Origin of the sequence: Paractinoplanes lichenicola, from assembly GCF_016785085.1 — a bacterium.
In the GTDB taxonomy this organism is placed as follows: Bacteria; Actinomycetota; Actinomycetes; order Mycobacteriales; family Micromonosporaceae; genus Actinoplanes; species Actinoplanes lichenicola.
This window is the reverse complement of the sequence record NZ_JAENHO010000008.1, coordinates 62368-85065: the sequence shown is the minus strand read 5'-3', so window position 1 is coordinate 85065 and position 22698 is coordinate 62368. Positions and strand designations below refer to the sequence as shown.

At 70.3% G+C, this 22698-nt stretch carries 19 protein-coding genes; 10 read left to right on the top strand and 9 right to left on the bottom strand.

Going from position 1 to position 22698, the window contains the following annotated elements; genetic code table 11:
- Position 1: 1 nt before the first annotated feature.
- From JKJ07_RS27555 to JKJ07_RS27545, 3 genes are read left to right on the top strand one after another with little or no spacing between them, the layout of a single operon-like run.
- Entirely contained in the window at positions 2-853 is an 852-nt protein-coding gene (locus JKJ07_RS27555; RefSeq protein WP_202994713.1) for a sugar ABC transporter permease, read from the top strand.
- Entirely contained in the window at positions 853-3123 is a 2271-nt protein-coding gene (locus JKJ07_RS27550) for a glycoside hydrolase family 31 protein (protein WP_202994712.1), read from the top strand. The genes JKJ07_RS27555 and JKJ07_RS27550 overlap by 1 nt, the downstream gene beginning before the upstream one ends.
- Positions 3124-5850, top strand: coding sequence for an alpha-amylase family glycosyl hydrolase (locus tag JKJ07_RS27545; RefSeq protein ID WP_202994711.1), 2727 nt, complete (start codon positions 3124-3126; stop codon positions 5848-5850).
- Here the strand turns inward: JKJ07_RS27545 and JKJ07_RS27540 are convergent.
- Positions 5843-6130 carry an Atu4866 domain-containing protein gene (locus JKJ07_RS27540; RefSeq protein WP_202994710.1) on the bottom strand — a complete coding sequence of 96 codons (288 nt, stop codon included), beginning with the start codon at positions 6128-6130 and terminating at the stop codon, positions 5843-5845. The two genes, JKJ07_RS27545 and JKJ07_RS27540, sit on opposite strands and share 8 nt — an antisense overlap.
- A gap of 58 nt (positions 6131-6188) precedes the next feature.
- Positions 6189-6911: an NADPH-dependent F420 reductase gene (locus JKJ07_RS27535; protein ID WP_202994709.1), complete on the bottom strand. Its 723-nt coding sequence runs from the start codon at positions 6909-6911 to the stop codon at positions 6189-6191.
- A 189-nt stretch (positions 6912-7100) separates the two neighbouring features.
- Here JKJ07_RS27535 and JKJ07_RS27530 point away from each other — a divergent pair, with 189 nt between their 5' ends.
- The 5 genes from JKJ07_RS27530 to JKJ07_RS27510 all read left to right on the top strand — a co-directional run bounded on the left by JKJ07_RS27530 (position 7101) and on the right by JKJ07_RS27510 (position 14375).
- On the top strand, positions 7101-7934 hold the full coding sequence (locus JKJ07_RS27530; protein WP_202994708.1) for a helix-turn-helix domain-containing protein: 834 nt from the start codon (positions 7101-7103) through the stop codon (positions 7932-7934).
- 40 nt (positions 7935-7974) lie between these two features.
- On the top strand, positions 7975-9414 hold the full coding sequence (locus tag JKJ07_RS27525) for an ATP-binding protein (protein ID WP_202994707.1): 1440 nt from the start codon (positions 7975-7977) through the stop codon (positions 9412-9414).
- A 284-nt stretch (positions 9415-9698) separates the two neighbouring features.
- Positions 9699-11318, top strand: a complete 1620-nt coding sequence (locus JKJ07_RS50185; RefSeq protein ID WP_236030028.1) for a cellulose binding domain-containing protein — start codon at positions 9699-9701, stop codon at positions 11316-11318.
- A 10-nt stretch (positions 11319-11328) separates the two neighbouring features.
- The gene (locus JKJ07_RS27515) at positions 11329-12675 is read left to right on the top strand and encodes a pectinesterase family protein (protein ID WP_202994706.1); all 1347 of its coding nucleotides are present in this window, start codon (positions 11329-11331) and stop codon (positions 12673-12675) included.
- Entirely contained in the window at positions 12675-14375 is a 1701-nt protein-coding gene (locus JKJ07_RS27510; protein ID WP_202994705.1) for a cellulose binding domain-containing protein, read from the top strand. Before JKJ07_RS27515 ends, JKJ07_RS27510 begins: the two co-directional genes overlap by 1 nt.
- Here JKJ07_RS27510 and JKJ07_RS27505 read toward each other — a convergent pair.
- On the bottom strand, positions 14344-15663 hold the full coding sequence (locus tag JKJ07_RS27505; protein ID WP_307834435.1) for an MFS transporter: 1320 nt from the start codon (positions 15661-15663) through the stop codon (positions 14344-14346). The two genes, JKJ07_RS27510 and JKJ07_RS27505, sit on opposite strands and share 32 nt — an antisense overlap.
- On the opposite strand from JKJ07_RS27505, the gene JKJ07_RS27500 reads away from it, so the two are divergent.
- Positions 15650-15931, top strand: coding sequence for a winged helix-turn-helix transcriptional regulator (locus JKJ07_RS27500; RefSeq protein WP_236030027.1), 282 nt, complete (start codon positions 15650-15652; stop codon positions 15929-15931). The genes JKJ07_RS27505 and JKJ07_RS27500 overlap by 14 nt on opposite strands.
- A 9-nt stretch (positions 15932-15940) precedes the next feature.
- On the opposite strand, the gene JKJ07_RS27495 is transcribed toward JKJ07_RS27500, so the two are convergent.
- Genes JKJ07_RS27495 through JKJ07_RS27480 form a run of 4 tightly spaced genes read right to left on the bottom strand, consistent with a single transcriptional unit; the run spans position 15941 to position 18439 of the window.
- Positions 15941-16963, bottom strand: coding sequence for a MerR family transcriptional regulator (locus tag JKJ07_RS27495; RefSeq protein WP_202994703.1), 1023 nt, complete (start codon positions 16961-16963; stop codon positions 15941-15943).
- Positions 16963-17592, bottom strand: a complete 630-nt coding sequence (locus tag JKJ07_RS27490) for a HEAT repeat domain-containing protein (protein ID WP_202994702.1) — start codon at positions 17590-17592, stop codon at positions 16963-16965. Before JKJ07_RS27490 ends, JKJ07_RS27495 begins: the two co-directional genes overlap by 1 nt.
- Positions 17593-17639: 47 nt before the next feature.
- Positions 17640-17873 (bottom strand): hypothetical protein, encoded by a 234-nt coding sequence (locus tag JKJ07_RS27485; RefSeq protein WP_202994701.1) that lies wholly within the window; start codon positions 17871-17873, stop codon positions 17640-17642.
- Complete coding sequence (locus tag JKJ07_RS27480) at positions 17870-18439, bottom strand: hypothetical protein (protein WP_202994700.1); 570 nt, start codon at positions 18437-18439, stop codon at positions 17870-17872. The genes JKJ07_RS27485 and JKJ07_RS27480 overlap by 4 nt, the downstream gene beginning before the upstream one ends.
- A 165-nt stretch (positions 18440-18604) precedes the next feature.
- On the opposite strand from JKJ07_RS27480, the gene JKJ07_RS27475 reads away from it, so the two are divergent.
- Positions 18605-21142 carry an ATP-binding protein gene (locus JKJ07_RS27475; RefSeq protein WP_202994699.1) on the top strand — a complete coding sequence of 846 codons (2538 nt, stop codon included), beginning with the start codon at positions 18605-18607 and terminating at the stop codon, positions 21140-21142.
- Here the strand turns inward: JKJ07_RS27475 and JKJ07_RS27470 are convergent.
- Together JKJ07_RS27470 and JKJ07_RS27465 are read right to left on the bottom strand one after the other, a co-directional pair.
- The gene (locus JKJ07_RS27470) at positions 21132-21896 is read right to left on the bottom strand and encodes an amino acid ABC transporter ATP-binding protein (protein WP_202994698.1); all 765 of its coding nucleotides are present in this window, start codon (positions 21894-21896) and stop codon (positions 21132-21134) included. The genes JKJ07_RS27475 and JKJ07_RS27470 overlap by 11 nt on opposite strands.
- A 5-nt stretch (positions 21897-21901) precedes the next feature.
- Positions 21902-22696 (bottom strand): amino acid ABC transporter permease, encoded by a 795-nt coding sequence (locus JKJ07_RS27465; RefSeq protein ID WP_202994697.1) that lies wholly within the window; start codon positions 22694-22696, stop codon positions 21902-21904.
- Positions 22697-22698: the final 2 nt, after the last annotated feature.

Here is a 22698-nt window from a genome sequence, read left to right as displayed (position 1 = left end):
CGTGACAGTTCGTTGGTGGCGCGAGGTCGGCTTGCGGCACGCCGGCGGTCTCGTGGCCGTGGTCTTCGCCGTCGTCCCCGTGCTCTACGTCGTCTCGGCGGCGTTCAACCCGCTGGGCACGGTCGTCTCGACCGATGTCATCCCCACCCAGTTCAGTCTCGTGCACTTCCGGTCGCTGTTCTCCGATCCGGCCCGCCCGTTCCCGCGCTGGCTGCTCAACACCGTGATCGTCTGCGCCGCGGTCACCGTCGTCCAGGTGCTCTGCAGCGCTCTGGCCGCGTACGCGTTCTCCCGGTTCCGCTTCAAGGGCCGCCGCGGCGGGCTGCTGACCCTGCTCCTGATCCAGATGTTCCCGCAGTTCCTGGCCGTGATCGCGCTGTTCACCATGATCACCGAGCTCGGCGACGCCGTACCGGCCCTGGGCCTGAACACGATCGCCGGGTACAGCCTGGTGCTGATGGGCGGCGCGCTGGCCCAGGTGTGGCTGATCAAGGGCTACTTCGACACCATCCCCCGCCAGCTCGACGAGGCGGCCGTCGTGGACGGCGCGAGCCACGCGACCGTGTTCTTCAAGATCCTGTTGCCGCTGGCCCGGCCGATCCTGGCCGTCACGGGCCTGCTCGCGTTCGTCGGCGTGATCGGCGAGTTCCTGCTGGCCTCGATCTTCCTGACCGACACGCGGTCCAAGACCCTGGCGGTCGGCCTGTACGGGATCATCGAGTCGGACCGATCGAACAACCTGGGCGTGTTCGCGGCGGGCGCGCTGATGACGGCCCTGCCAGTGGTGCTGCTCTTCCAATACCTGCAGCGCTACATCGTCGGCGGGCTCACCTCCGGGGCGGTGAAGGACTGATGCGTCCCCTAGCCGATCCGCGGGCCGTGGTGCGCGGAGATCGTTTCCGGATCACCGTGCTGACCGACGGCCTGGTCCGCCTCGAATACGCCGAGGACGGGGTCTTCGAGGACCGCGCGTCCACGTTCGCGGTCAACCGTGAGCTGCCCGTGCCCAAGTTCCGGGTGCTCGACGGCGAGCACGAGCTCGAGGTGGTCACGTCGCGCTTCCGGCTCACGTACGACCGGGGGCCGTTCACCACGAGCGGGCTCAGCCTGGCGGTGGGGGGCGGGATCAGCTCGTACCACTCGGTCTGGCGCTACGGGCAGGCGCCGCAGGACCTGGGTGGCACGGCTCGCACGCTCGACAACGCGGACGGGGCGATTCCGCTCGAACCGGGAGTCGTCTCGCGTACGGGCTATGCGGTGGTCGACGACTCGCGCTCGTTCCTTTTCGACGACGAGGGCTGGGTCAGCGCCGACAACGTCAACCGCATCGACCTGTACGTGTTCGCTTACGGCCACGATTATGCGGAGGCGCTGAAGGCGTTCTATGCCGTCTCCGGTCCCCAGCCCGTCATTCCCCGGTTCGCGCTGGGCAATTGGTGGAGCCGGCATCACGCCTATACCGACGAGTCCTATCTGGCCCTGCTCGACCAGTTCCGCGCGGCGGGGCTGCCGTTCTCGGTCGGCGTCATCGACATGGACTGGCACGTGACCGACGTCGATTCCCGCTACGGCAGCGGCTGGACCGGATACACCTGGAACCGGTCGCTCTTCCCCGATCCGCCCGCATTCCTGAAAGAGCTGCACGACCGCGGGTTGCGGGTGACGCTCAACGTGCACCCGGCCGACGGCGTACGGGCCTATGAGGAGGCCTATCCGGCGATGGCGGCCGCGCTGGATCGCGACCCGGCGGGCGAGGAGCCGATCGCGTTCGACGTCACCGACCGGCGCTTCCTGCGTGCGTATTTCGAGGTGCTGCACCGCGGGCTGGAGGCCGACGGCGTCGACTTCTGGTGGCTGGACTGGCAGTCGGGGCCGCATTCGCGGGTGGCCGGCATCGACCCGTTGTGGATGCTCAACCATTTCCATTTCCTCGACAACGGGGCCCTGACATTTTCCCGGTACGCCGGGCCGGGCAGCCACCGCTATCCCGTGGGGTTCTCGGGCGACACCGTGATCTCGTGGGAGTCGCTGGCGTTCCAGCCCCATTTCACGGCGACGGCGGCCAACATCGGGTACGGCTGGTGGAGTCACGACATCGGCGGGCACTTCTTCGGCGTACGGGATGATGAGCTCGCCACGAGATGGGTGCAGTTCGGCTGTTTCTCGCCGATCCTGCGGCTGCACTCGGCCAAGAACCCGTTCATCCACAAGGAGCCGTGGTCTTTTCCCGCCCCGGCCCGGGAGGTGATGACCGAATTCCTGCGGCTGCGGCACCGGCTCGTGCCCTATCTGCACACCATGAACGCGCGGGCCGGGCTGCCGCTCGTGCTGCCCATGTATTACCACTCCCCCACGACGGACGCGGCCTATGAGGTCCCCAACCAATACCAGTTCGGCTCCTCGCTCGTCGTCGCGGCCATCACGTCCAAGTCGGATTCCCGTACGGGCCTGGGGCGGGTCAAGGCGTGGTTGCCCGAGGGCACGTGGGTCGACGTGTTCACCGACGTGGTCTACGACGGCGACCGGGTGCTTTATCTGCACCGTGACCTGACAAGCATTCCGGTGCTCGCCACCGGCGGCGCGATCGTGCCGCTGGACGGCGAGGCCGTGCCCGGCAACGACCCGGTCGAGCCGGCCCACCTGGAGGTGCTCGTCGTGGCCGGGGCCGACGGGTCGTTCGACCTGATCGAGGATGCGGGCGTGACGCCGCTGAGCTGGCACCAGGCGGCCGGCTTCCTGAAGATCGGCCCGGGGCCGCTCGGCCGCACCTGGACAACCACCTTTCCGGCACTCACCGGCGTCGATCCGGTGGCAACCGTGGACAACCTGCCAGTCCCGGCGGAGATTCACCGTGGTGAAACTCGAACATCGATTACGGTACGAGACGTGCCTGCTACGGCCGTGTTACGGATCTCGGTCGGCGCCCGGCCCGGCCTGCGCCGGAACGACGTGCCCGAGCTGATCTTCGCGCTGCTCGACCGGGCCCAGATGCCCATCTTGCTCAAGACCCGGGTGCTCGAGACCGTCCGGTCGGCCCGGCCGCTGACGGCCCTGCAGTCCCTCGATCTCGACGACGCACTGCTCACCGCGATCGGTGAGATCCTGCTCTCCCAGGAGAACTGAATGCTCTTCTCTCGAAAACGTCTTGCCGTCTTTTTGTCCGCCGTCCTGGCCGGCGGCGCGATCAGTGCGCCTGCCGCCGCGTCCGGCGGGCTGGCCGGCCGCCACTCGCTGCGGGCCCCGGTCAGCGACGAGAACTTCTACTTCGTCATGGCCGACCGCTTCGACAACGGCAGCACCGCCAACGACCAGGGCGGCCTCGGCGCCGACCCGCTGGTCTCGGGCTTCGACCCGACCAAGAAGGGCTTCTACAACGGCGGTGACCTGGCCGGCCTGCTGCGCCGCATCGACTACATCAAGGGCCTCGGCACGACGTCGATCTGGCTCACGCCCAGCTTCAAGAACAAGGCCGTGCAGCTGGAGGACGGCCCGTCCGCCGGCTACCACGGCTACTGGATCACCGACTTCACCCAGATCGACCCCCACCTGGGCACCAACGCCGAGCTCAAGACCCTGATCGACGCGGCCCACAAGCGGGGCATGAAGGTCTACTTCGACATCATCACCAACCACACCGCCGACGTCATCGGCTACGAGTCGGGCGCGCGCCAGCCGTACGTCTCCAAGGACGTCGCGCCGTACCGCACGCCGTCCGGGCAGCCTTTCGACGATCGCGACTACGCGGGCAAGCCCTACTTCCCGCCCACCGTCTTTCCCTACACCCCGGTGCTCGACCCGGCGGAACGCAACCTGAAGGTGCCGGCCTGGCTCAACGACACCTCGCTCTACCACAACCGGGGCGACACGACGTTCACCGGCGAGGACTCGCTGTACGGCGACTTCTTCGGCCTCGACGACCTGTTCACCGAGCACCCGCGGGTCGTCAACGGCATGATCGACATCTACGAGAAGTGGATCGGCGACTTCGGCGTCGACGGCTTCCGGATCGACACCATGAAGCACGTCAACGACGAGTTCTGGCAGAAGTTCGGGCCCGAGGTGCTCTCGTACGCCCGCAAGCACGGCAAGCCCGAGTTCTTCATGTTCGGCGAGGTCTTCGACACCTCGAAGAGGTTCACGTCGCAGTTCACCACCCGCAACAAGATGCAGGCGGTGCTCGACTTCCCGTTCCAGGAGGCGGCCCGCAACTACGCCTCGAAGGGCCAGCCGGCCGCCGCGCTCGGGCAGTTCTTCGCCGGTGACGACTGGTACACCGACGCCGACTCGAACGTCTACCAGCTGCCCACGTTCCTCGGCAACCACGACATGGGCCGGATCGGCAGCTTCGTGCAGGCCGACAACCCGGGCGCCGGCGACGCCGTGTGGCTGGCCCGCGACCGGCTCGCGCACGAGCTGATGTATTTCTCGCGCGGCAACCCGGTCGTCTACTACGGCGACGAGCAGGGCTTCACCGGCCCGGGCGGCGACCAGGACGCCCGCCAGACCATGTTCACCAGCCGCGTCCCGGAGTATCTCGACGACGACCTGATCGGCACCACGGCCACGCACGGTCAGGACAACTTCGTCACCAACCACCCCCTGTACGCGGGGATCTCGTCACTCGCGGCGCTGACGGCTCGCTACCCGACGCTGCGGGACGGCGCGCACCAGCACCGGTACGCCGCTTCCGGTCCCGGTATCTACGCGTTCTCCCGCACCGACGACCGCGAGTTCGTGGTCGCCCTGAACAACAGCACGTCGGCGCAGACGGCGGCCATCCCGACCTACATTTCCCGGGGCAAGTTCCAGCGCGTGTACGGGTCCGGCCCGGCCACGGCAACCTCGGCCGCCGACCGCACGCTCACGGTGACCGTGCCGCCGCTGTCGACCGTCGTGTACGCCTCGGCCGGTCGGATCCCCGCCTCTTCGGCCGCTCCCGCGGTGTCCCTGGCCACGCCCGCTCCGTCGGCCGAGTCACGGAGCCGCATGCAGGTCTCCGCCTCGCTCTCCACCGCGGCGTTCGCCGAGGTCACCTTCTATGCCCGTACGGGTCGGGGCGGCTGGACGCCGATCGGCACCGACGACAACGCGCCGTACCGAGTGTTCCACGACGTCTCCGGGCTGCGCGCCGGCACGCCGGTGGAATACAAGGCAGTGGTGCTCGACAACGCCCGGCACACCGCGACCAGCCAGGCCCGCTCGGTGAAGGTGCCGGCGCCCGCGTTGACCATCGAGGCGCCGGCCGAGAACGCCAACGTGCGCGGCAAGGTGGAAGTGCGGGCGATCGCCGACCCCGAACGCGCCAGCCACGTGGTGCGTTTCGAGCGCAGCATCGCCGGCGGCGCGTGGACGACAATCGGCCGCGACGACTCCTCCCCGGCGTACACGGTCTTCGACGATTTGGCCCCGCTCAACCTGGCCGCGGGCACGCAGATCCGCTATCGGGCCGTGCTCAGCGACCCGTCGGTGGTCAGCGCGATCCGTACGGTCCGCTACGCCGGCCCGCCGTTGACGACGGCCACGGTGCACTACTACCGCCCCGCCGGCGACTACACAGACTGGGGCCTGCACCTGTGGGGCGACGCCGTCGACCCGGCCGTCCTGTCCCAGATCGCGTGGGACAAGCCGTGGCCGGCGGCCCGCGTCGAGGGCGGCTGGGCCACGTACGAGATTCCGCTGGCCGACGACACCAAGCCGATCAACTTCATCATGCACCTGCCCAACGGCGACGCCGTCCCGTCAACCCGCGAACCGGGCGGGGACCGCGCCTTCACCCCGATCGACAACCCGCAGGTCTGGCTCAAACAGGGCGACCCGGCCGTCTACACCACGGCGCCCCCGACTAGCTGACCGCCTCTCGGTGGGCGGCGCTTCCCTCGCGGTAGAACAAGTAGCCGCCGTGGTGGAGGACGTCGCCCTCGAAGCGGCCGTCCGCGGTGAAGCCGCTGTCGTCCCAGTAGTCGATGTGGTTGCCTTTGACTTGGTAGCGGCCCGTGTAGGCGCTGGCTTTGGTGCCGCGGGCCTCGTCGTAGCGGTTGTCCGGCAGCAACTCCTGCCGGATGTGATTGTCGGCGGTGACCCACATCCCCACGTACGGGTGTGGGTCACCGGGCACTCCTGCTTCGCTCATGCCCCCAAGCTAGGTTCGCTCGCTGCCGCCGTTCAGGGTGTGTCGCACCCACCCACCACTAGCGTCTGAATGTCGCTCCGCTCGCCAATTCCAAGAAGATGGCGACGTGGGCCGGGGGCAGGCCGGCCAGGCTGCCGCCGATCGGGGACGGGCGCTCGGCCTTGTCGATCAGCTCCCGGGCCTGCTCGCGGGAGACGGGCTCGCCGATGTGTTCCAGGTAGTAGCGCTTCTCCTCGTCCGGGGTCAGGCCGTCGGGGATCGCGGGCGCGTACGGCCAGAAGTAGATCGGGGTGTCGGGCTCGATGCGCCAGCTCTCCGCGAGCGAGCCGGCGTCGACCACGTCGTAGCCGACCGCCTCCATGAACCGCTTCACCAGCTGCTTGGCGGCAGGGTCGTCCCCGGCGACCGGCAGGGTCGTGCGCTCGGGGTGACCCTCGGGACGGGCGTTGAACGACAGGTGGTGCCAGTCGAGGTTGTGGAACGCCTTGACCACCTTCGCCTCGGGCAGGTGCCGCTGGATCAGCTCGCTCGACGTGAGCTCGCCGCTGTCGAGCACGGCCGAGTGGAAGTCGCTCGCCTCCGGGTAGTAATTGGTCTGGTCGATGACGACCTTCCCGTCCAGCTTGCCCGCGGGCAACGACTCGTAGTTCGCCAGCGGCAGCGGGATCGCGACCAGGTCGCCGGCCGCGATCGCCTCGTCGACGGTGGCCGCCCGGGCCAGCGGGCCCAGCTCCCCGACCAGCGTGGCGAGGGTTTCCGGTCCCCGCGAGTTGCTGAGCACGACGGGGAAACCCGCCGCGACGGCCAGCCGGCCAGCCCGCTGCCGGACAGCCCCGCGCCGACGATGCCGATTGTCTGCTTGTTTGTCATGAGCCGATGGTCGGCGGGCCGGCCGGGCGGGACCAGGCGCCCTTCTCCCTATGACTCCGGGTACCAGTCAGTCCCCTCCGGCACGACGCATACTCGGGGCATGAGCGATTTGGGCACCGCGCTGCGGGCGTGGCGAGGCAGCATCAGCCCGGCCCGGGTCGGCCTGCCCGTCGGCGGCGACCGCCGGGTCCCGGGCCTGCGGCGCGAGGAGCTGGCGTTGCTGGCCGGCATCTCGTTCGACTATCTGGTGCAACTCGAACAGGGCCGCGCCGCCAAGCCGTCGCCGCAGGTGCTCGGGGCGCTGGCCCGGGTGCTGGAGCTGAACCCGGTGGACCGCGACGTGCTCTACCGGCTGGCCGGTGTGGTCGCCCCCACCACGGGCTCGATGCCCCGGACGGTGCCACCCGGCGTCCAACGCATGATCGACCGGATGAGCGACACCCCCGTGGCCGTCTTCACCGCCGCGTGGGACGCCGTGCAGTGGAACCCGCTCTGGGGCGAACTGTTCGGCACCCCCGGCACGCCCCGGCTCAACCTGGTGCGGGGACATTTCGCCGCCGAGAACCCCCTAGGCGCCTCCAGGGTCGAACGAGACGCGGCCCACACCAACGCATTCGAACGGATGATGGTTTCTGACCTGCGGCGGGCGGCCGATCGCTATCCCGACGACCGGGCCGTGGGTGAGCTGATCGCGGGGCTGCGGGAGACCAACCCGCGATTCGCGCAGCTGTGGAGGCGCTACGAGACGGTGCCGCTCGGCCGCTCCCGCAAGACCGTCGTGCACGCCGAACTCGGCCCCATCACCCTCGACTGCGACATCCTGACCATCGAACGGGCCGACCTGCACATCGTGCTCAACTGGGCCGAAACGGACACCCGCGACGCCGAGAAGCTCTCCCTGCTGCGCGAGCGGGTGGCAAATGATGTAGATTAAATCTACGTAGATTCAATCTACATATCGCGGTGGGGGCAGGATGTTCGTCGGTCGAGAGACAGAGCTGTCCCTCTTGAACCGGCGGCTCGATCACATCCGCCGAACCAGGACCGGACTTGCCGTAGCGGTTCGAGGTCGTCGTCAAGTTGGTAAATCTCGTCTTATTCAGGAGCTGTGCGACCGATCCGGCCTGCCCTACTTGTATTTCACTGCCGTCAAGGGCGCGTCGATCACCGAGTCGACGGCACAGTTCCTCACCGAGCTGGCCTCGTCGGATCTGCCGAACGACCATGCACTGCTACCGAGCGCCCCCTCCGCAGGTGGCTGGGGTGACATGCTGCGAGTCTTGGCCGGTACGCTGCCGGATCAACCTTGCATCGTCGTCCTGGACGAGCTGCCGTGGCTGGCCGAGCAGGACGACACCTTCGACGGGCAGCTGCAAGTCGTGTGGGACCGTCTGCTTTCGAACCGGCCGATCCTGCTTCTGCTGCTCGGCAGCGATCTTCACATGATGCAACGGCTCACCGCGTACGACCGGCCCTTCTACGGCCGCGCCGACAACCTCACGCTCGGCCCGCTCGACCTCGCCGAGACGGCGGCCGCAACCCAGCTCGCCGGCTCGGACGCCATCGACGCGTACCTGATCACCGGCGGCTTGCCGGGACTGCTGCTGCGCTGGCCGGCCGGGGTTCAGACCGAGGACTATCTCCGCGACGAGTTCACCGACCCGGCGTCGCCGCTTTTCGCAGTGCCGGAACAATCGCTGGCCTCGGAGTTTCCGAACCCCGATGTGGCCCGGCGCGCCCTGGAGGCGGTGGGCGGCGACACCCGCGCCTTCCCGGCCATCGCCAATGCCGCCGGCAACCGCGGTGAGCCGGTCAGCTCCGGCACCTTGTCCCCGCTCCTGCGGCAGCTCACGGAGGACAAACAGGCCCTGGCCGCCGATCAGCCGTTGTCGGCCACCGGCGGCAAGCCGACCCTGTACCGCGTGGCCGACAGCAGCTTGCGCCTCTACCTCGCAGTCCTGCGCGACGTCTCGAATCTGACCCGGCGCGGCCGGCCCGACGCGGGTTACGCGTTGTTTCAACGCCGATGGAGCACGTGGCGCGGCCGAGGCGTCGAACCGCTCATCCGCGCGTCGCTGGAGCAGGCGGCCATCAGCGGATCCCTGCCGTGGCCCGACGTCCAGACGGTCGGCGGCTGGTGGAATCGCCAGTTCAATCCGGAGATCGACCTGGTTGGCGCCGACCGCGGGCCCGTCGCCTCCAGGATTCACTTCTGCGGCTCCCTGAAGTGGCTGGGCACCCCCTTCGACGGCCGTGACCTGCACCAGCTTCGTGAGGGTGTTCAGCACGTTCCCGGCTTCGACGGCTCGCACGCCGGGCTGGTCGTAGTGAGCCGTTCCGGCGCGGACATCCCCTCCGGGGCGGTCGACGTCGTCTGGGGCCCGGAGGACGTCGTCGCAGCTTGGCGGTCCTGACTCAACGCGCAGCTACCCGCCAGCCGTGTAGCTCACCAGCGCCCAGGACCGGCGCGTTCTCGAAGCCGTGCGGGAGTACGGGATCCGAACCAGTATTGAAGATTGTGAATTAGTTCGGGCGGAAGTGTTATGCGCGGGGTGGTTCGTGCGTCTGCGACATAAAGCTCACAGACGGGAGCGCTCCCAAGATGTTCAAGCTACGCACCTTACTGGCTGCTCTGGCGGCCGGTGTCCTCGTCCTGGTCGGGTTGGTCGTTACTGGGCCTTCGGCCAGTGCTGCCGCAATGGCTGCCTTTCCCGGGGCGGCCGGGCCGGCCATGTATGCGACCGGTGGCCGAGGTGGCGATGTCTATCACGTCACCAATCTGACCGACAACGCGAGCAGTCCGCAGGCCGGCTCGCTTCGGTACGGCATCAACAATGCGCCGAGCGGTGGGCGGACCATCGTGTTCGACGTGGCGGGGACGATCAAGTTGTCGCCGGCGGGGCGGCAGGGGTGGTTGTCGATCGGGAAGAGCAATTTGACTATCGCGGGGCAGACCGCGCCCAAGCCGGGGATCACGATCATGGGGCAGGCGACCAAGGTCACGGGTAGCAATGTGGTGATTCGGCACGTGAAGTTCCGGCCGGGGAAGGATCAGGCCAACCCGGAGACGGCGACGAACGACGGGCTCTGGCTGACCGGGGACAACATCATCGTGGACCACGTGTCGGTGAGCTGGGCCGACGACGAGGGGATCAGCGCCAGCGACGCGGCGGGGCAGATCACGGTGCAGTACGCGATCGTGGCCGAGGGGCTGAACTACGCGGGGCACGCGTACGGGTCGCTGATCGGCAGTGATGTGAACGGCTCGAACATCGCTTATCACCACAACCTGTACGCCCATAACACCAGTCGGCTGCCGCGGTTGGGGAACGAGACGGGGGCGGTGAACTACGTCGAGTGGAGCAACAACGTCGTCTTCGAGGGTAAGGGGTACAGCGGCGAGAATCAGCTGGTCAACGCCAACTTCGTGGGCAACACCTATCTGCGGCACAACTCGAGCAGCCCGCAGGTCTACACGGGAGCGACCGGCACGACGCTCTACCAGTCGGGCAACAAGGTCGACTACGACGGGGACTCGAACCTGACCAACGGGTCGGACGCGACCTGGGACGTGTTCACGGCGTCGACGCACAGGTCGAGCCGGTTCGCGGTGCCCAACATGACGACCGAGGCGGCGTACACGGCGCTGCCCAAGGTGCTCGACGGGGCCGGGGCCTTCTGGTGGGCGCGCGACGCGGTCGACTCACGCATCGTGAGCGAGACCCGTACGACCAGCGGGACGCTGATCAGCAACTACAACACCTCGCAGTGGAACGCGCTGTGGAACGCCGCGGCGGTGAACTCGCCCAGCGGGTGGGACACGGATCGGGACGGGATGCCCAACACGTGGGAGAGCGCGAACGGGCTCAACCCGAACAGCGACGACCACAACGGGGACGCGGACGGCGACGGGTATCGCAACCTCGAGGAGTACCTGGACCACGCGGCGCAGGGCGGACAGGTCACGCCGCCGACAACCACGCCCCCGACGACCACGCCGCCCACCACCGCGCCGCCGGCGACCGGGGCGTGCACGGCGAGCTATCGGATCACGAACACGTGGGACGGCGGGTTCCAGGGTGAGGTGACGGTGACGGCCGGCAGCGCGCCGATCAGCGGGTGGTCGGCCCGGTGGACGCTCGGCAGCGGCCAGGCGATCAGCCAGGTCTGGAACGGCAAGCTCACCACCAGCGGTACGGCCGTGACCGTGGCCAACGAGTCCTACAACGGCGCGCTGGCCGCCTCGGCGTCGACGACGTTCGGCTTCCTCGCCTCCGGCACGGCGACCACCCCCACCCTGACCTGCACCAGCGTCTGAGGAGAAGACTGTGAATCGCAGACAGATCGCCGCCGTGGTTGTCGCCTGCCTGGGCACCGTGGCTTCCCTTGCTGTCGCCACCACCGCGCGGGCCGCCGCCGGGTGCCAGGTCGACTATCGGGTCAGTTCGCAGTGGGCCGGCGGGTTCACGGCAGCCATCACGATCAAGAACCTCGGCGACCCGATCAACGGGTGGCAGCTGGCCTGGGCGCTGCCGGCCGGGCAGACCATCACACAGGCCTGGGGGTTCACCGCCTCGGGCGCTGTCGTCGCCACCAACGCGAGCTACAACGCCGCCATCGGCACGGGCGGGTCGGTCGAGGTCGGCTTCAACGGCACCTGGACGGGCAGCAACCCGGTGCCGACCGCTTTCACGCTGAACGGCACGGCCTGCACCGGCGCCACAGCTCCGACCACGCCGCCGCCCACTGCACCGACGACGCCACCCACCACCCCGCCAACCACGCCGCCGGCCACCACCCCGCCGGCCACGACGGCGACCGTGGCCAAGGACGGCACCGGTCAATACACGACGGTCCAGGCCGCGATCGACGCCGTCCCGTCGACCAACACCACGCGCCGGGTCATCACGATCAAGGCCGGGACCTATCGCGAGATCGTCACGATCAACAAGCCGTACGTGACCCTGCAGGGCCTCGGATCGGCGCCGGGCCAGACGGTGATCGTCAACAACCACAGCAACGCCGGCGGCTACGGCACCTCGAACAGCGCGACGGTCTTCGTCAAGGCGCGAGACTTCGCCGGCACCAACCTGACCATGGCGAACGACTACGGCGAGGGCAGCCAGGCGGTCGCGGTCAACGTCAACGGGGATCGGGCGGTCTTCACCAACGTACGGTTCCTCGGCAACCAGGACACGTTGCTGGTCAACAACTACCGGCACTACTTCGTGAACTCGTACGTCGAGGGCACGGTCGACTTCATCTTCGGCGGGGCGTCGGCCGTGTTCCACAACTCGACGATCCATGAGAAGCGCTCGAGCGGCGGCCCGATCACCGCGGCCAACACCGATGCCTCACTGACGTACGGGATCCTGTTCTACAAATCGACCATCACCGGTGCCGCCAATAACGTCACCCAGCTGGGACGGCCGTGGGGCCCGGCGGCGCAGGTCTTGTTCCGCGAGTGCAGCCTGAGCGCCACCATGAAAACCGCGCAGCCGTGGACGGACATGTCCGAGAACACGTGGAAGAACGCGCGGTTCTTCGAGTACAAGAACACGGGCGCGGGCGCCGGCACGAACAGCAACCGCCCGCAGCTGAGCGACGCGGCGGCGGTCAACTACACCCCGCAGCGGTATCTGGCGGGGTCCGACGGATGGAATCCGGTGATCTGATGAAGAGCACACGTAAGACCGCTGCCGTCGCCGCCGCGGCCCTGCTGGCCAGCGTCGCCGTGGCCACCACCGCGCGGGCGGCGGCCGGGTGCCAGGTCGACTATCGGGTCAGTTCGCAGTGGGCCGGCGGGTTCACGGCGGCCATCACGATCAAGAACCTCGGCGACCCGATCAACGGGTGGCAGCTGGCCTGGGCGCTGCCGGCCGGGCAGACCATCACGCAAGCCTGGGGGTTCACCGCCTCGGGCGCTGTCGTCGCCACCAACGCGAGCTACAACGCCGCCATCGGCACGGGCGGGTCGGTCGAGGTCGGCTTCAACGGCACCTGGACGGGCAGCAACCCGGTGCCGACCGCTTTCACGCTGAACGGAACGGCCTGCACGGGAAGCACGACGCCGCCGACGACAGCGCCACCAGCAACGACGGCGCCACCCACAACGACCCCGCCCACAACGACCCCGCCGTCGACGACCCCGCCTACCACGACCCCGCCGGGCGGTCCGGTCAAGGCCTTCCCCACCGCGGTCGGCTTCGGCGCGGCGGCGACCGGCGGGCGCGGCGGCACGGTCTATCACGTGACCAATCTCAACGACTCCGGCGCCGGCTCGTTCCGCGACGCGGTCGGTGCGAACAACCGCATAGTCGTCTTCGACGTGGGTGGCTACATCAAGTTGTCCTCCACGGTGCTGGTCAAGAGCAACATCACCATCGCCGGCCAGACCGCGCCCGGGGCCGGCATCGGCGTACAGGGTGGTGAGGTCTCTTTCAACAGCGCTGCCAACGTGATCGTCCGCAACTTCCGGTTCCGGATGGGCACCGAGGACGCGGATCAGAAGAACAACGGCGTCAACTGGCTCGACGCGAGCAACCTGATCTTCGATCACGTGTCGATCGAGTTCGGAGCGTGGAACAACATCGACGCCGTACGGGCCTCGAACATCACGATGCAGTATTCGATCGACGCCAACCCGATCGGCCAGCAGTTCGGCGCGCACACCGAGACCGGCCCCTACACCTGGTGGCGCAACCTGTGGGCCAACTCCCACAACCGCAACCCGCTGGCCAAGGCGAACACCCAGTTCGTGAACAACGTGGTCTACAACTATCAGGCCGGATACACCGCCGGGAACTCCAGCGGCCACTTCCTGCACGACGTGGTCGGCAACTATTTCATCACCGGCCCGCGCACGACCAGCGCCTCGAACTACTACTACCAAACCGGCAACCAGCAGATCTACAACCGCGACAACTGGGTCGACAGCAACAAGGACGGCCGGCTGAACGGGTCGGCGGCCGTGGTGCGGGGCGGCGCGACCGAGCTGACGGCACCGTTCTCGGCCGACACCGCCAGGATCCCCACGGTCGCGGCGGCGGCCGCCTATCCGGACGTGATCGCCAAGGCGGGCGCCCTGCCCCGCGACGACGTGGACAAGCTGGTCGTCGCCGACGTGACCTCGCTCGGCACCAAGGGCAACCTGTGGGCCAGCCAGACGGCCACGGGCCTGACCAACAACGGGTACGGCACGTTGCCGGGGGCCGCCGCGAAGCCGGACGGCGATCGCGACGGCATGCCGGATGCCTGGGAGACCACGTACGGGCTGAACTTGTCGGTCAACGACGCGAACGGTGACTTCGACAAGACCGGTTACACCAACATCGAGAAGTACGTCAACGGGCTGCTCGACGGACAATATCCCTAGGCACCCGCCGGGGAGTCAGGCTGGTGGCCGTCACCACGACGGCCACCAGCAGGGCCGCGACCGGCAGCAGCAGGGCGGTGCGCAACGATCCGGAGTCGACGCCGACGGCGGTGACGGCCGAGATGCCGAGCGCGGTGCCGAACTGGATCGCGGTGTAGAGCAGGCCGCCGGCCAGGCCGTGTTCGTGCCCGTCGACGCCGTCGGTGGCGGCCATCGTCAGCGGGCCGTAGGCGAGCGCGAAGGCCAGGCCGAGCAGCATCAGGCTGGGCAGCATGGCCGCGTACGTCCAGTCGCCGGTGACGCGCAGGAACAGCCCGTACGCGGTCAGGCCGGTCAGCAGGCCGGCGAACAGGACCCGTACGGGATCGAAGCGGTTGACCAGCCACGTGGTGAGGGTCGGGGCCAGCACGGTGTCGACGCCCACCACCAGCATGGCCAGGCCGGTCTGCAAAGGGGTCCAGCCGCGCAGCTCCTGCAGATAGATCGTGAGGGCGAACTGGAACCCGGCGAACGCGAACAGGAACAGCAGGGCGGTGATGTTCGTGCGCACGAGCCGGGCCGAGCGCAGCAGACCGAGCCGGACGAGCGGGTGCGCGGCCCGGCGCTCGATCGCGACGAACAACGCGAGCAACGCCACTCCGGCCAGTGCCGGCACAAGATCCAGAGACACCACGGCGTACGCGAGAAGGAGCATGGCCGCGGTGACGGTGAACGCACCCGGCAGGTCGAAGGACCGGGTCACCCGCGGCGGAACATCGTCGCGAATCAGGAACAGCGCGGCCACGAGGATGACCGCGGCCAGCAGCACCGGCGCGAAGAAGACCCAGCGCCACCCGGCCGTGACCAGCGCTCCCCCGGCCACCAGCCCGAGCGAGAACCCGCCCGCGGCCGTGCCCGCATAGACGCCGAGGGCCCGGTTGCGCTGCGGGCCCTCCGGGAAGTTGGCGGTGATCAGGGCCAGCCCGGCCGGGGTCAGGAAGGCCGCGGCCACGCCGGTGACGAATCGGGCCACCAGCAGCTGCCAGCCCTCGGTGGCCAGCCCGCCGAGCCCCGAGAAGACCACGAACACGGCCAGCCAGGTCAGGAACATGCACCGCCGGCCCAGCAGATCGGCCGCGCGCCCGCCGAGCAGCATGAACCCGCCGTAGCCGAGCACGTAGGCGCTGACCACGCCGCTCAGGGTGGCAGTGGACAGGCCGAGGTCCGCCCGGACGGCCGGCAGGGCCACGTTGAGCATCGCGACGTCGATGCCCTCGAGAAAGATCGCCCCGCGGATGCTCGCGCGCACGCTGCGGCACCTGGAACGCGACGGGCTGGTCAGCCGGACGGTGCACGCGACGGTGCCGCCGCGGGTCGACTACGCGCTGACCGAGATGGGCGCCACTCTGCACCTGACGATTCAGACGCTGGTCAGCTGGACCGAGCGGCACCAGTCGCGGATCGCCGCCGCGCGGGACGCGTACGACGTGCGGGCCGCGGCCGAGCAGGCGCAGGCGGAGCGGGAGGCGGCCGAGCGGGAGGCGCTGGCACGGCGGGTCAACGCGGGCGCATCGTAGAGCAGCGGCTCAGCGCCCGCGCATCGTGAGGAAGGCCGCGGCGATCAGGGCCACCGAGCCGTCCTCGTCCTGGGCCAGCCGTTGCAGCAGGTCCTCGGTGCCGGGGATCTCGACCATCGCCTGAGCCAGCCGGATCCGCACCGGGGTGTCCGCCGCCAGCTCGGCGCCCAGCGCCTTGACGATCTCGTCGGCGTGACTGTGCTCCCGGGCCAGGATTCCGAGCGCCTCGGCCGCGTCGACGTCCTTCACGCCCTCGACGATCATCGTCACGAGCACGGGCACGGCCGCCGCCACGCCCCTCGACCCAAGAGCAACAGCCGCGTTTCCCCGTACGAGGAAATCGTCGTCCCCGAGTGCGTCGGCCAGCACGGCCGTCGCCTCCGCGCCGGGCATCCCGGCCACGGCCAGCACCGCGCGGCGCCGCACCGCGACATCGCCGGAGTGGATGCCGGCGGCCACGGTGGACAGGCCGTCGTCGCCGGCTCGGGCCAGCGCCCAGCGCAGGGCGCCCGCCACGTTGGGGTCGGCCTCGGCCAGCACCGCCCCGGCCAGCAGGTCGACCGGCACCGGCACGTCCTCGGACACCGGCTGGTCCGGCGCGAAGGATACCGCGGACGCCGGGGACAGCACGGCCTGCTGGCGGCGGGCCGCGTCGGGCGAGCCGAGCCCGTGCATGAGCTCGACGATGCGGAGCACGTCGGGCCAGCCCTCCGGCCGGGTCGCGTCGACCGCCCGCAGCCGCCGCAGCAGCTCCTGCTCGCGTTCGAGCCGCTCCTCGATCCCGCGGATCAGGTCGCCGACCAGCGCGGCCGGGGTGAACTCGGGATCCTCGAGGGCCTGGGCGATCTGCTTGAGCGACAACCCCAGCGACCGCAGGCTCTCCACATGGAAGATCCGGCGGATGTCGGCGCCGGAGTACTCGCGGTAGTTGCCGACGGTACGACCGGTCGGGCGCACCAGCCCGAGCCGGTCGTAGTGCCGCAGCATCCGCGTGCTCACCCCGGAGCGCCGGGCGACTTCGCCGATCAACATCAGCGCTGGGGGCTCAACGCGAAGATCCGCTTGGCGTCCTCGATCGCGCCGTCGAACCCGGCCTCCGGGTCGCGCAGCAGCGTCTCGGTGGCCCGGGCGTGCGCCTGCACCTCGGGGTCGGCGCCGGCCTGAGCCCGCCGCAGCACCGGCTCGACGACCTCGCCCAGGGCGACCAGGGCCCGGCTCAGGCTGAGCTTGACGTTCCGGTCGCCGCGACCGAGTTGTGCCGCCAGTTCCACCGCCAGCCCCTCCTGTTCGCCTTCGGGTGCGAGCGCGACCGCCGTACGCCATGCGGCCCGCGCGACCTCGTCGTCGGGGTCGCGCAGCAGCGACCGGGTGATCGCGGGCCACGCGCGGTCGTCGCCGACCTTGGACAGCGTATGCAATGCCTGGCTGCGGGCCTGCGGGACGGCCGAACCGAGCTCGGCGACCAGCCGGGGCACGGTGAGTTCGGCCGGCAGCCGGGTGAGGGCCCAGGTGAGCATGTCGCGCACGAAGAAGTCGGGCTCGACGGCGCACCGGGCCATCAGCGTCTCGAGCAGGCCGGGGTCGGCCTGGGTGCCGGCGGCCAGGGCGGCCTGCAGCCGCGTCGACGACTCCCCGGCGCTGAGCGCGGTGACTAGGGTCATGAGGACCACCTCCGGCACCCAGTGAAGACCTTGTCACAGTGACAAGGTCAAGCCGGCCGGCGGCGCCGTGTGGTCCAGGCCGCGGCAGCGGCGGCCCCGATAGCGCCGGCCGCCACCATCTGCACCCCCTCGGCGACCCGATCATGCGAAACGACCTGCACCTCGACCGTGCGAACGGCCGGCCGCGGCGGATCCGGCAGGTCGGGTCGCGCGGCAAGGGCGGGCGCGGCCGGAAGGGCCAGGACGATACCCGCGGCGACGGCACCGGCGACCCGGATCATGAGTGGTGTCCCGCGTGCGGGCCGGTGTGGCCGCCCGGGCAGTGCACGCGCGGGTTCCACATCGCGAACGCGCCGGCCGGGTTGTGCTTCCAGGCCCAGACGTGCAGCGAGTAGAACGGCGGCAGCCCGTATCGGTTGGGGCTCGCGGTGTAGTTGAACTTCTGGCCGTAGAGCGAGGGCCGCTTGCGGTGCCCGGCGTCCTTCCAGGCCTGCTTGACCACGATGTATTCGACCGCGACCAGGCGCGGGCGCCCGGCCCGGTCGGGCTCGTAGACCATGGCCTCCGGCGTACGGGCTCGGATCTTGCCGTCGCCGACCAGGTCGCCGTTGACGTAGTGCACGCCCATCGCGCCCATGCCGGGCATGTCGATGCAGGTGACGCCGTCGACGTCGGCGAACTTGCCGTATCCGGCCTGCTCGGCCACCGTCACCTGCTGATACTTCGCCGTCTGGTGCCTGAGCCGGTCGAGGTCGGAGCGGCACCAGGACGCGTACGCGGGGGTGGCGGCCCCCGCGATCAACGCCACCGCGGCCGCCGGCGCGAACAATCTCCGGAGCAATCTCATGGTCAGTCCTCCTCGCGTAAAGCAACTGCTCAGAACGCTAGGACCGGCCGGGGACGGGCGGATCGGCAGCGATTTCCCATCTTGGGGCGGCCGGTTACCCAGTTAACGGGTCGGGTTACCTACACGACCGTCGACGCGGGCCCGGCGCCCTGCCACGGTGGACCGATGACCGAACTGGTCGAGCGCTCCGACCAGCTGGCGGCCCTGGCCGGCGCGGCCACCCGGCCCGGCGCCCTCGTGCTGGTCGGCGGCGAGGCCGGCAGCGGCAAGACGGCGCTGCTGCGGCACTTCTGCCGCGACCGGTCGCGCGTGCTCTGGGGCTCGTGCGACCCGCTGTTCACGCCGCGCCCCCTGGGCCCGTTCGCCGACATCGCCCGCGCGACCGGCGGCGAGCTGGACGAGCTGGTGACGGCCGGGGCGAAGGCCTACCGGATAGCGGCCGCGCTGGTGCGGGCGGCCGAGGCGGCGCCGGGCACGGTCGTCGTGGTGGAGGATCTGCACTGGGCCGATGAGGCGACGATCGACGTGCTCAATTTGCTGGCCCGCCGCATCGACACGATCCCGGCCCTGCTGGTCGGCACCTATCGCGACGACGGGCTGGACCGTTTCCACCCGCTGCGCCGGCTGCTCGGCGGGACGACCCCGATGCTCCGGCTCGACCTGCCGCCGCTGTCGGTCGCCGCGGTGGCCACGCTGGCCGCGCCGCACGGCCTCGACCCGTACGGGCTGCACCGGGCCACCGCCGGCAACCCGTTCTTCGTCACCGAGGTGCTGGCCTCCCCCGGCGGCTCGATTCCGCCGACCGTGCGCGACGCGGTCATGGCCCGGGCCGCCTGGCTCAGCGCCGACGCGACGACGGTGCTGGAGGCGGTCGCGATCGCGCTCCCCCGGGCCGAGTTGTGGCTGCTCGACGCGCTCGTGCCGGAGGCCGCCGACGCCCTGGAGCAGTGTCTGGGCTCGGGCATCCTGCGGGAGGCGCCGGGCGGCATCGAGTTCCGGCACGAGCTGGCCCGCCAGGCCGTCGAGCAGTCGCTGTCGCCGCACCGCCGGGTCGCCCTGCACCGCCGGGTCCTGAAAGCCCTTTCCCGTACGCCGGATCTCGCCCGACTGGCGCACCACGCCGACGCGGCCGGCGACACCGAGGCCGTGCTGCGGTTCGCCCCGGCGGCGGCCGAGCAGGCGGCGTCGGCCGGGGCGCACCGGGAGGCGGCCGCCCACTACGCCCACGCGCTGCGCTTCGCCGACACGCTCGCCCCCGGCGTGCGGGCCGGGCTGCTCGAGGCCCGCTCGTACGAGTGCTACCTGACCGACCAGATGGACGCCTCGATCGAGGCCCTCGCGGAGGCGGTCGCGCACTGGCGGGCCACCGGCGACGAGCGGCGGCAGGGTGCGGCGCTGGCCCAGTTGTCGCGCGAGCTGTGGTGCGTCGGGCGCACGGACGACTCGGCCCGCACCGGCGACGAGGCGCTGCGGCTGCTCGAGGGCGGGCCGCCGGGCCGGGAGCTGGCTCGGGCGTACGGGGTGCTGGCCGCGACGCACCTCAACGCGGAACGCCACGACGAGACGATCGCGTGGGGCGAGCGCGCGCTGGCCGTCGCGGACGACGATCCCGAGGTGCTCGCGTACGTGCTCAACACCGTCGGCACCATGCAGTTCCTGGCCGGGCGGCCCGAGGGCTGGACGAGCCTGCGGCGCAGCCTCACCGTGGCCGCGGAGGCGGGCCTGGACGATCACGTCGGGCGTGCCTACATCCACCTGGGCTGGGCCATGACCCGCACCCGGGCCTACGACCTCGAACCGTGGCTCGACCGGGGCGTCGCGGCCTGCCGGGAGCTGGGGCTGGAGGCGTGGGAGTACTACGTGGTCGTCCACCGGGCCCGGATGCACCTCGACCTGGGCCGGGCGGACGCCGCGATCGGGGACGCCGAGTACGTGCTGCGGTCGGCGCGCTCGGTTCCGCTGCTGCGGCTGCTGGCGCTGACCGTGCTCGGCCTGGCCCGCGCCCGCCGGGGCGACCCACGCCGGTGGGAGGCGCTCGACGAGGCCCGGTCACTGGCGTACGGGCAGACCGAGCTGCAGTATCGGGCGCCGGTCGCCGCGGCCCGGGCGGAGGCGGGCTGGCTGGACGGCCGCGAGCCGGAGGACGACGGCGGCACCTTCGCGCTGGCGGTCGAGCGGAACGCGGCCTGGGTGGCCGGCGAGCTGGCCTGGCTGCGGCGGCTGGCCGGGGTCCGCGAGCCGGTGGGGGCGGTGCTCGACCCGTACGCGGCGCAACTGGCCGGGGAGACGCGCGCGGCCGCCGCCCGGTGGACGAAGCTGGGCTGCCCCTACGACGCCGCGCTGGCCCTGGCCGGCTCGGACGACGAGGCCGACCTGCGCACCGCGGTGACCGAGTTCCGGCGGCTCGGGGCCCGGCCGGCCGCCGCGCTGCTGGCCCGGCGGCTGCGGCGACAGGGCGTACGGGATCTGCCGCACGGCCCGCGGGCCGCGACCGAGCGGCATCCGGCCCACCTGACCCGCCGCGAGGCCGAGGTGCTGACCCACCTGGGCCGGGGCGAGTCGAACGCGGCGATCGCGGGCCGGCTCTATCTGTCGGAGAAGACCGTGCACCATCACGTGGCGGCGATCCTGCGCAAGCTGGGGGTGGCCAACCGCCGCGAGGCCGCCGCCGAGGCCGCACGGCGGGGGCTGCTCAGTCCCTGAGCTCCGCCTCGCTGACCCGGGTCGGCTCGAGCACCCGATGCAGGAACTCGCGGGTGCGTTCCTCGCGGGGGCGGCCGAAGACCTGGGCCGGCGGGCCCTGCTCGACGATCACGCCGGCGTCCATGAAGACGACCCGGGAGGCGACCTCGCGCGCGAACGCCATCTCGTGCGTGACGACCAGCATGGTCATGCCGTCGGCGGCCAGGCCCCGCATGACCGCGAGCACCTCGCCCACCAGCTCCGGGTCGAGCGCGCTGGTCGGCTCGTCGAACAGCATCAGCCGCGGGTCCATGGCCAGCGCGCGGGCGATCGCGACGCGCTGCTGCTGACCGCCGGAGAGCTGGGCCGGATAGGAGTCGGCCTTGTCGGACAGGCCGACCCGGTCGAGGTTCTCCGACGCGATCCGGTTGGCCTCGGCCTTGCCGCGCTTGAGCACCCGCCGCTGGGCGATCGTCACGTTCTCGCGCACGGTGAGGTGGCCGAACAGGTTGAACTGCTGGAACACCATGCCGATGCCCCGGCGTACGGCGTCGATGTCGACATCCGGGTCGGTGACCTCGGCCCCGGCCACCCGGATCGTGCCCGACGTCGGCTCCTCGAGCAGGTTGACGCAGCGCAGCAGGGTCGACTTGCCGGAGCCGGAGGGGCCGATCACGCAGACCACCTCGCCCGGCTCGACAGACAGGTCGATGCCGCGCAGGACTTCGAGCTTGCCGAACGACTTGTGCAGGCCGTCGATCTCGATCGTGGACATGCCGGTCACCTCTCCCTCGCCGCCCGGCGTTCCAGCCCCCGCACGACCTGCGACAGCGGGAGCGTGATGACCAGGTAGAGCAGCCCGGCCACGACCAGCGGGGTCGGGTTGACCCGCTGGTTGAGCGCGTCGCCGGCGAACTTGGTCAGCTCGATGGTCGACGACGTGACCCCCAGCACGTACACGAGGGAGGTGTCCTTGGTGAGCAGGATGATCTCGTTGGTCAGGGGCGGGATCACGATGCGGAACGCCTGGGGCAGCACGATCGAGATCATCGCCCGCGGGTGCGACATGCCGAGCGTACGGGCGGCCTCGAGCTGGCCCTTGGGGACGGCCTGGATGCCCGCGCGCAGGGTCTCGGCCATGTAGGCGGCCGCGGTCAGGCCGAGCCCGACGGTGACCGAGCCGTAGACGCCGCCCGGGATCTCGCGGTCGGGGAAGGCCAGCGGCACGCCGTAGCCGACCATGAACAGCACCAGCAGCGACGGCAGGCCGCGGAAGAGCTCGATGTACGCCGTGGCGAACCAGCGGTAGGGCAGGATCGTCGACAGCCGCATCAGCGCCAGGACGAGCCCCATGGTCAGGCCGAACGCGAACGCCAGCAGCGTGTACGCGATCGTGTTGCGCAGCGCGACCGTGATCGCCTCGGGGAACATGCTCCGGGCGACGTCGGACCGGAGGAACGCGTCGGACAGCCGCCCCCAGTCGGCGGCGGCCGCCACCCCGACGATGACCAGGGCGAAGACGACGTAGCCGGCGACGCGGAAGAGCCGCCGCCGGCGTCGTGGAGTCAGCTTCATGG

Excerpts from the sequence above, each read along its gene's own strand:
- JKJ07_RS27480 (WP_202994700.1), bottom strand. The coding sequence starts at position 18,439 with ATGAGATTGCTCCGGAGATTGTTCGCGCCGGCGGCCGCGGTGGCGTTG.
- JKJ07_RS27490 (WP_202994702.1), bottom strand. The coding sequence starts at position 17,592 with ATGACCCTAGTCACCGCGCTCAGCGCCGGGGAGTCGTCGACGCGGCTG.
- JKJ07_RS27510 (WP_202994705.1), top strand. The coding sequence starts at position 12,675 with ATGAAGAGCACACGTAAGACCGCTGCCGTCGCCGCCGCGGCCCTGCTG.
- JKJ07_RS27525 (WP_202994707.1), top strand. The coding sequence starts at position 7,975 with ATGTTCGTCGGTCGAGAGACAGAGCTGTCCCTCTTGAACCGGCGGCTC.
- JKJ07_RS27485 (WP_202994701.1), bottom strand. The coding sequence starts at position 17,873 with ATGATCCGGGTCGCCGGTGCCGTCGCCGCGGGTATCGTCCTGGCCCTT.
- JKJ07_RS27550 (WP_202994712.1), top strand. The coding sequence starts at position 853 with ATGCGTCCCCTAGCCGATCCGCGGGCCGTGGTGCGCGGAGATCGTTTC.
- JKJ07_RS27470 (WP_202994698.1), bottom strand. The coding sequence starts at position 21,896 with ATGTCCACGATCGAGATCGACGGCCTGCACAAGTCGTTCGGCAAGCTC.
- JKJ07_RS27475 (WP_202994699.1), top strand. The coding sequence starts at position 18,605 with ATGACCGAACTGGTCGAGCGCTCCGACCAGCTGGCGGCCCTGGCCGGC.
- JKJ07_RS27500 (WP_236030027.1), top strand. The coding sequence starts at position 15,650 with ATGCTCGCGCGCACGCTGCGGCACCTGGAACGCGACGGGCTGGTCAGC.
- JKJ07_RS50185 (WP_236030028.1), top strand. The coding sequence starts at position 9,699 with ATGGCTGCCTTTCCCGGGGCGGCCGGGCCGGCCATGTATGCGACCGGT.
- JKJ07_RS27545 (WP_202994711.1), top strand. The coding sequence starts at position 3,124 with ATGCTCTTCTCTCGAAAACGTCTTGCCGTCTTTTTGTCCGCCGTCCTG.
- JKJ07_RS27540 (WP_202994710.1), bottom strand. The coding sequence starts at position 6,130 with ATGAGCGAAGCAGGAGTGCCCGGTGACCCACACCCGTACGTGGGGATG.
- JKJ07_RS27465 (WP_202994697.1), bottom strand. The coding sequence starts at position 22,696 with ATGAAGCTGACTCCACGACGCCGGCGGCGGCTCTTCCGCGTCGCCGGC.
- JKJ07_RS27530 (WP_202994708.1), top strand. The coding sequence starts at position 7,101 with ATGAGCGATTTGGGCACCGCGCTGCGGGCGTGGCGAGGCAGCATCAGC.
- JKJ07_RS27495 (WP_202994703.1), bottom strand. The coding sequence starts at position 16,963 with ATGTTGATCGGCGAAGTCGCCCGGCGCTCCGGGGTGAGCACGCGGATG.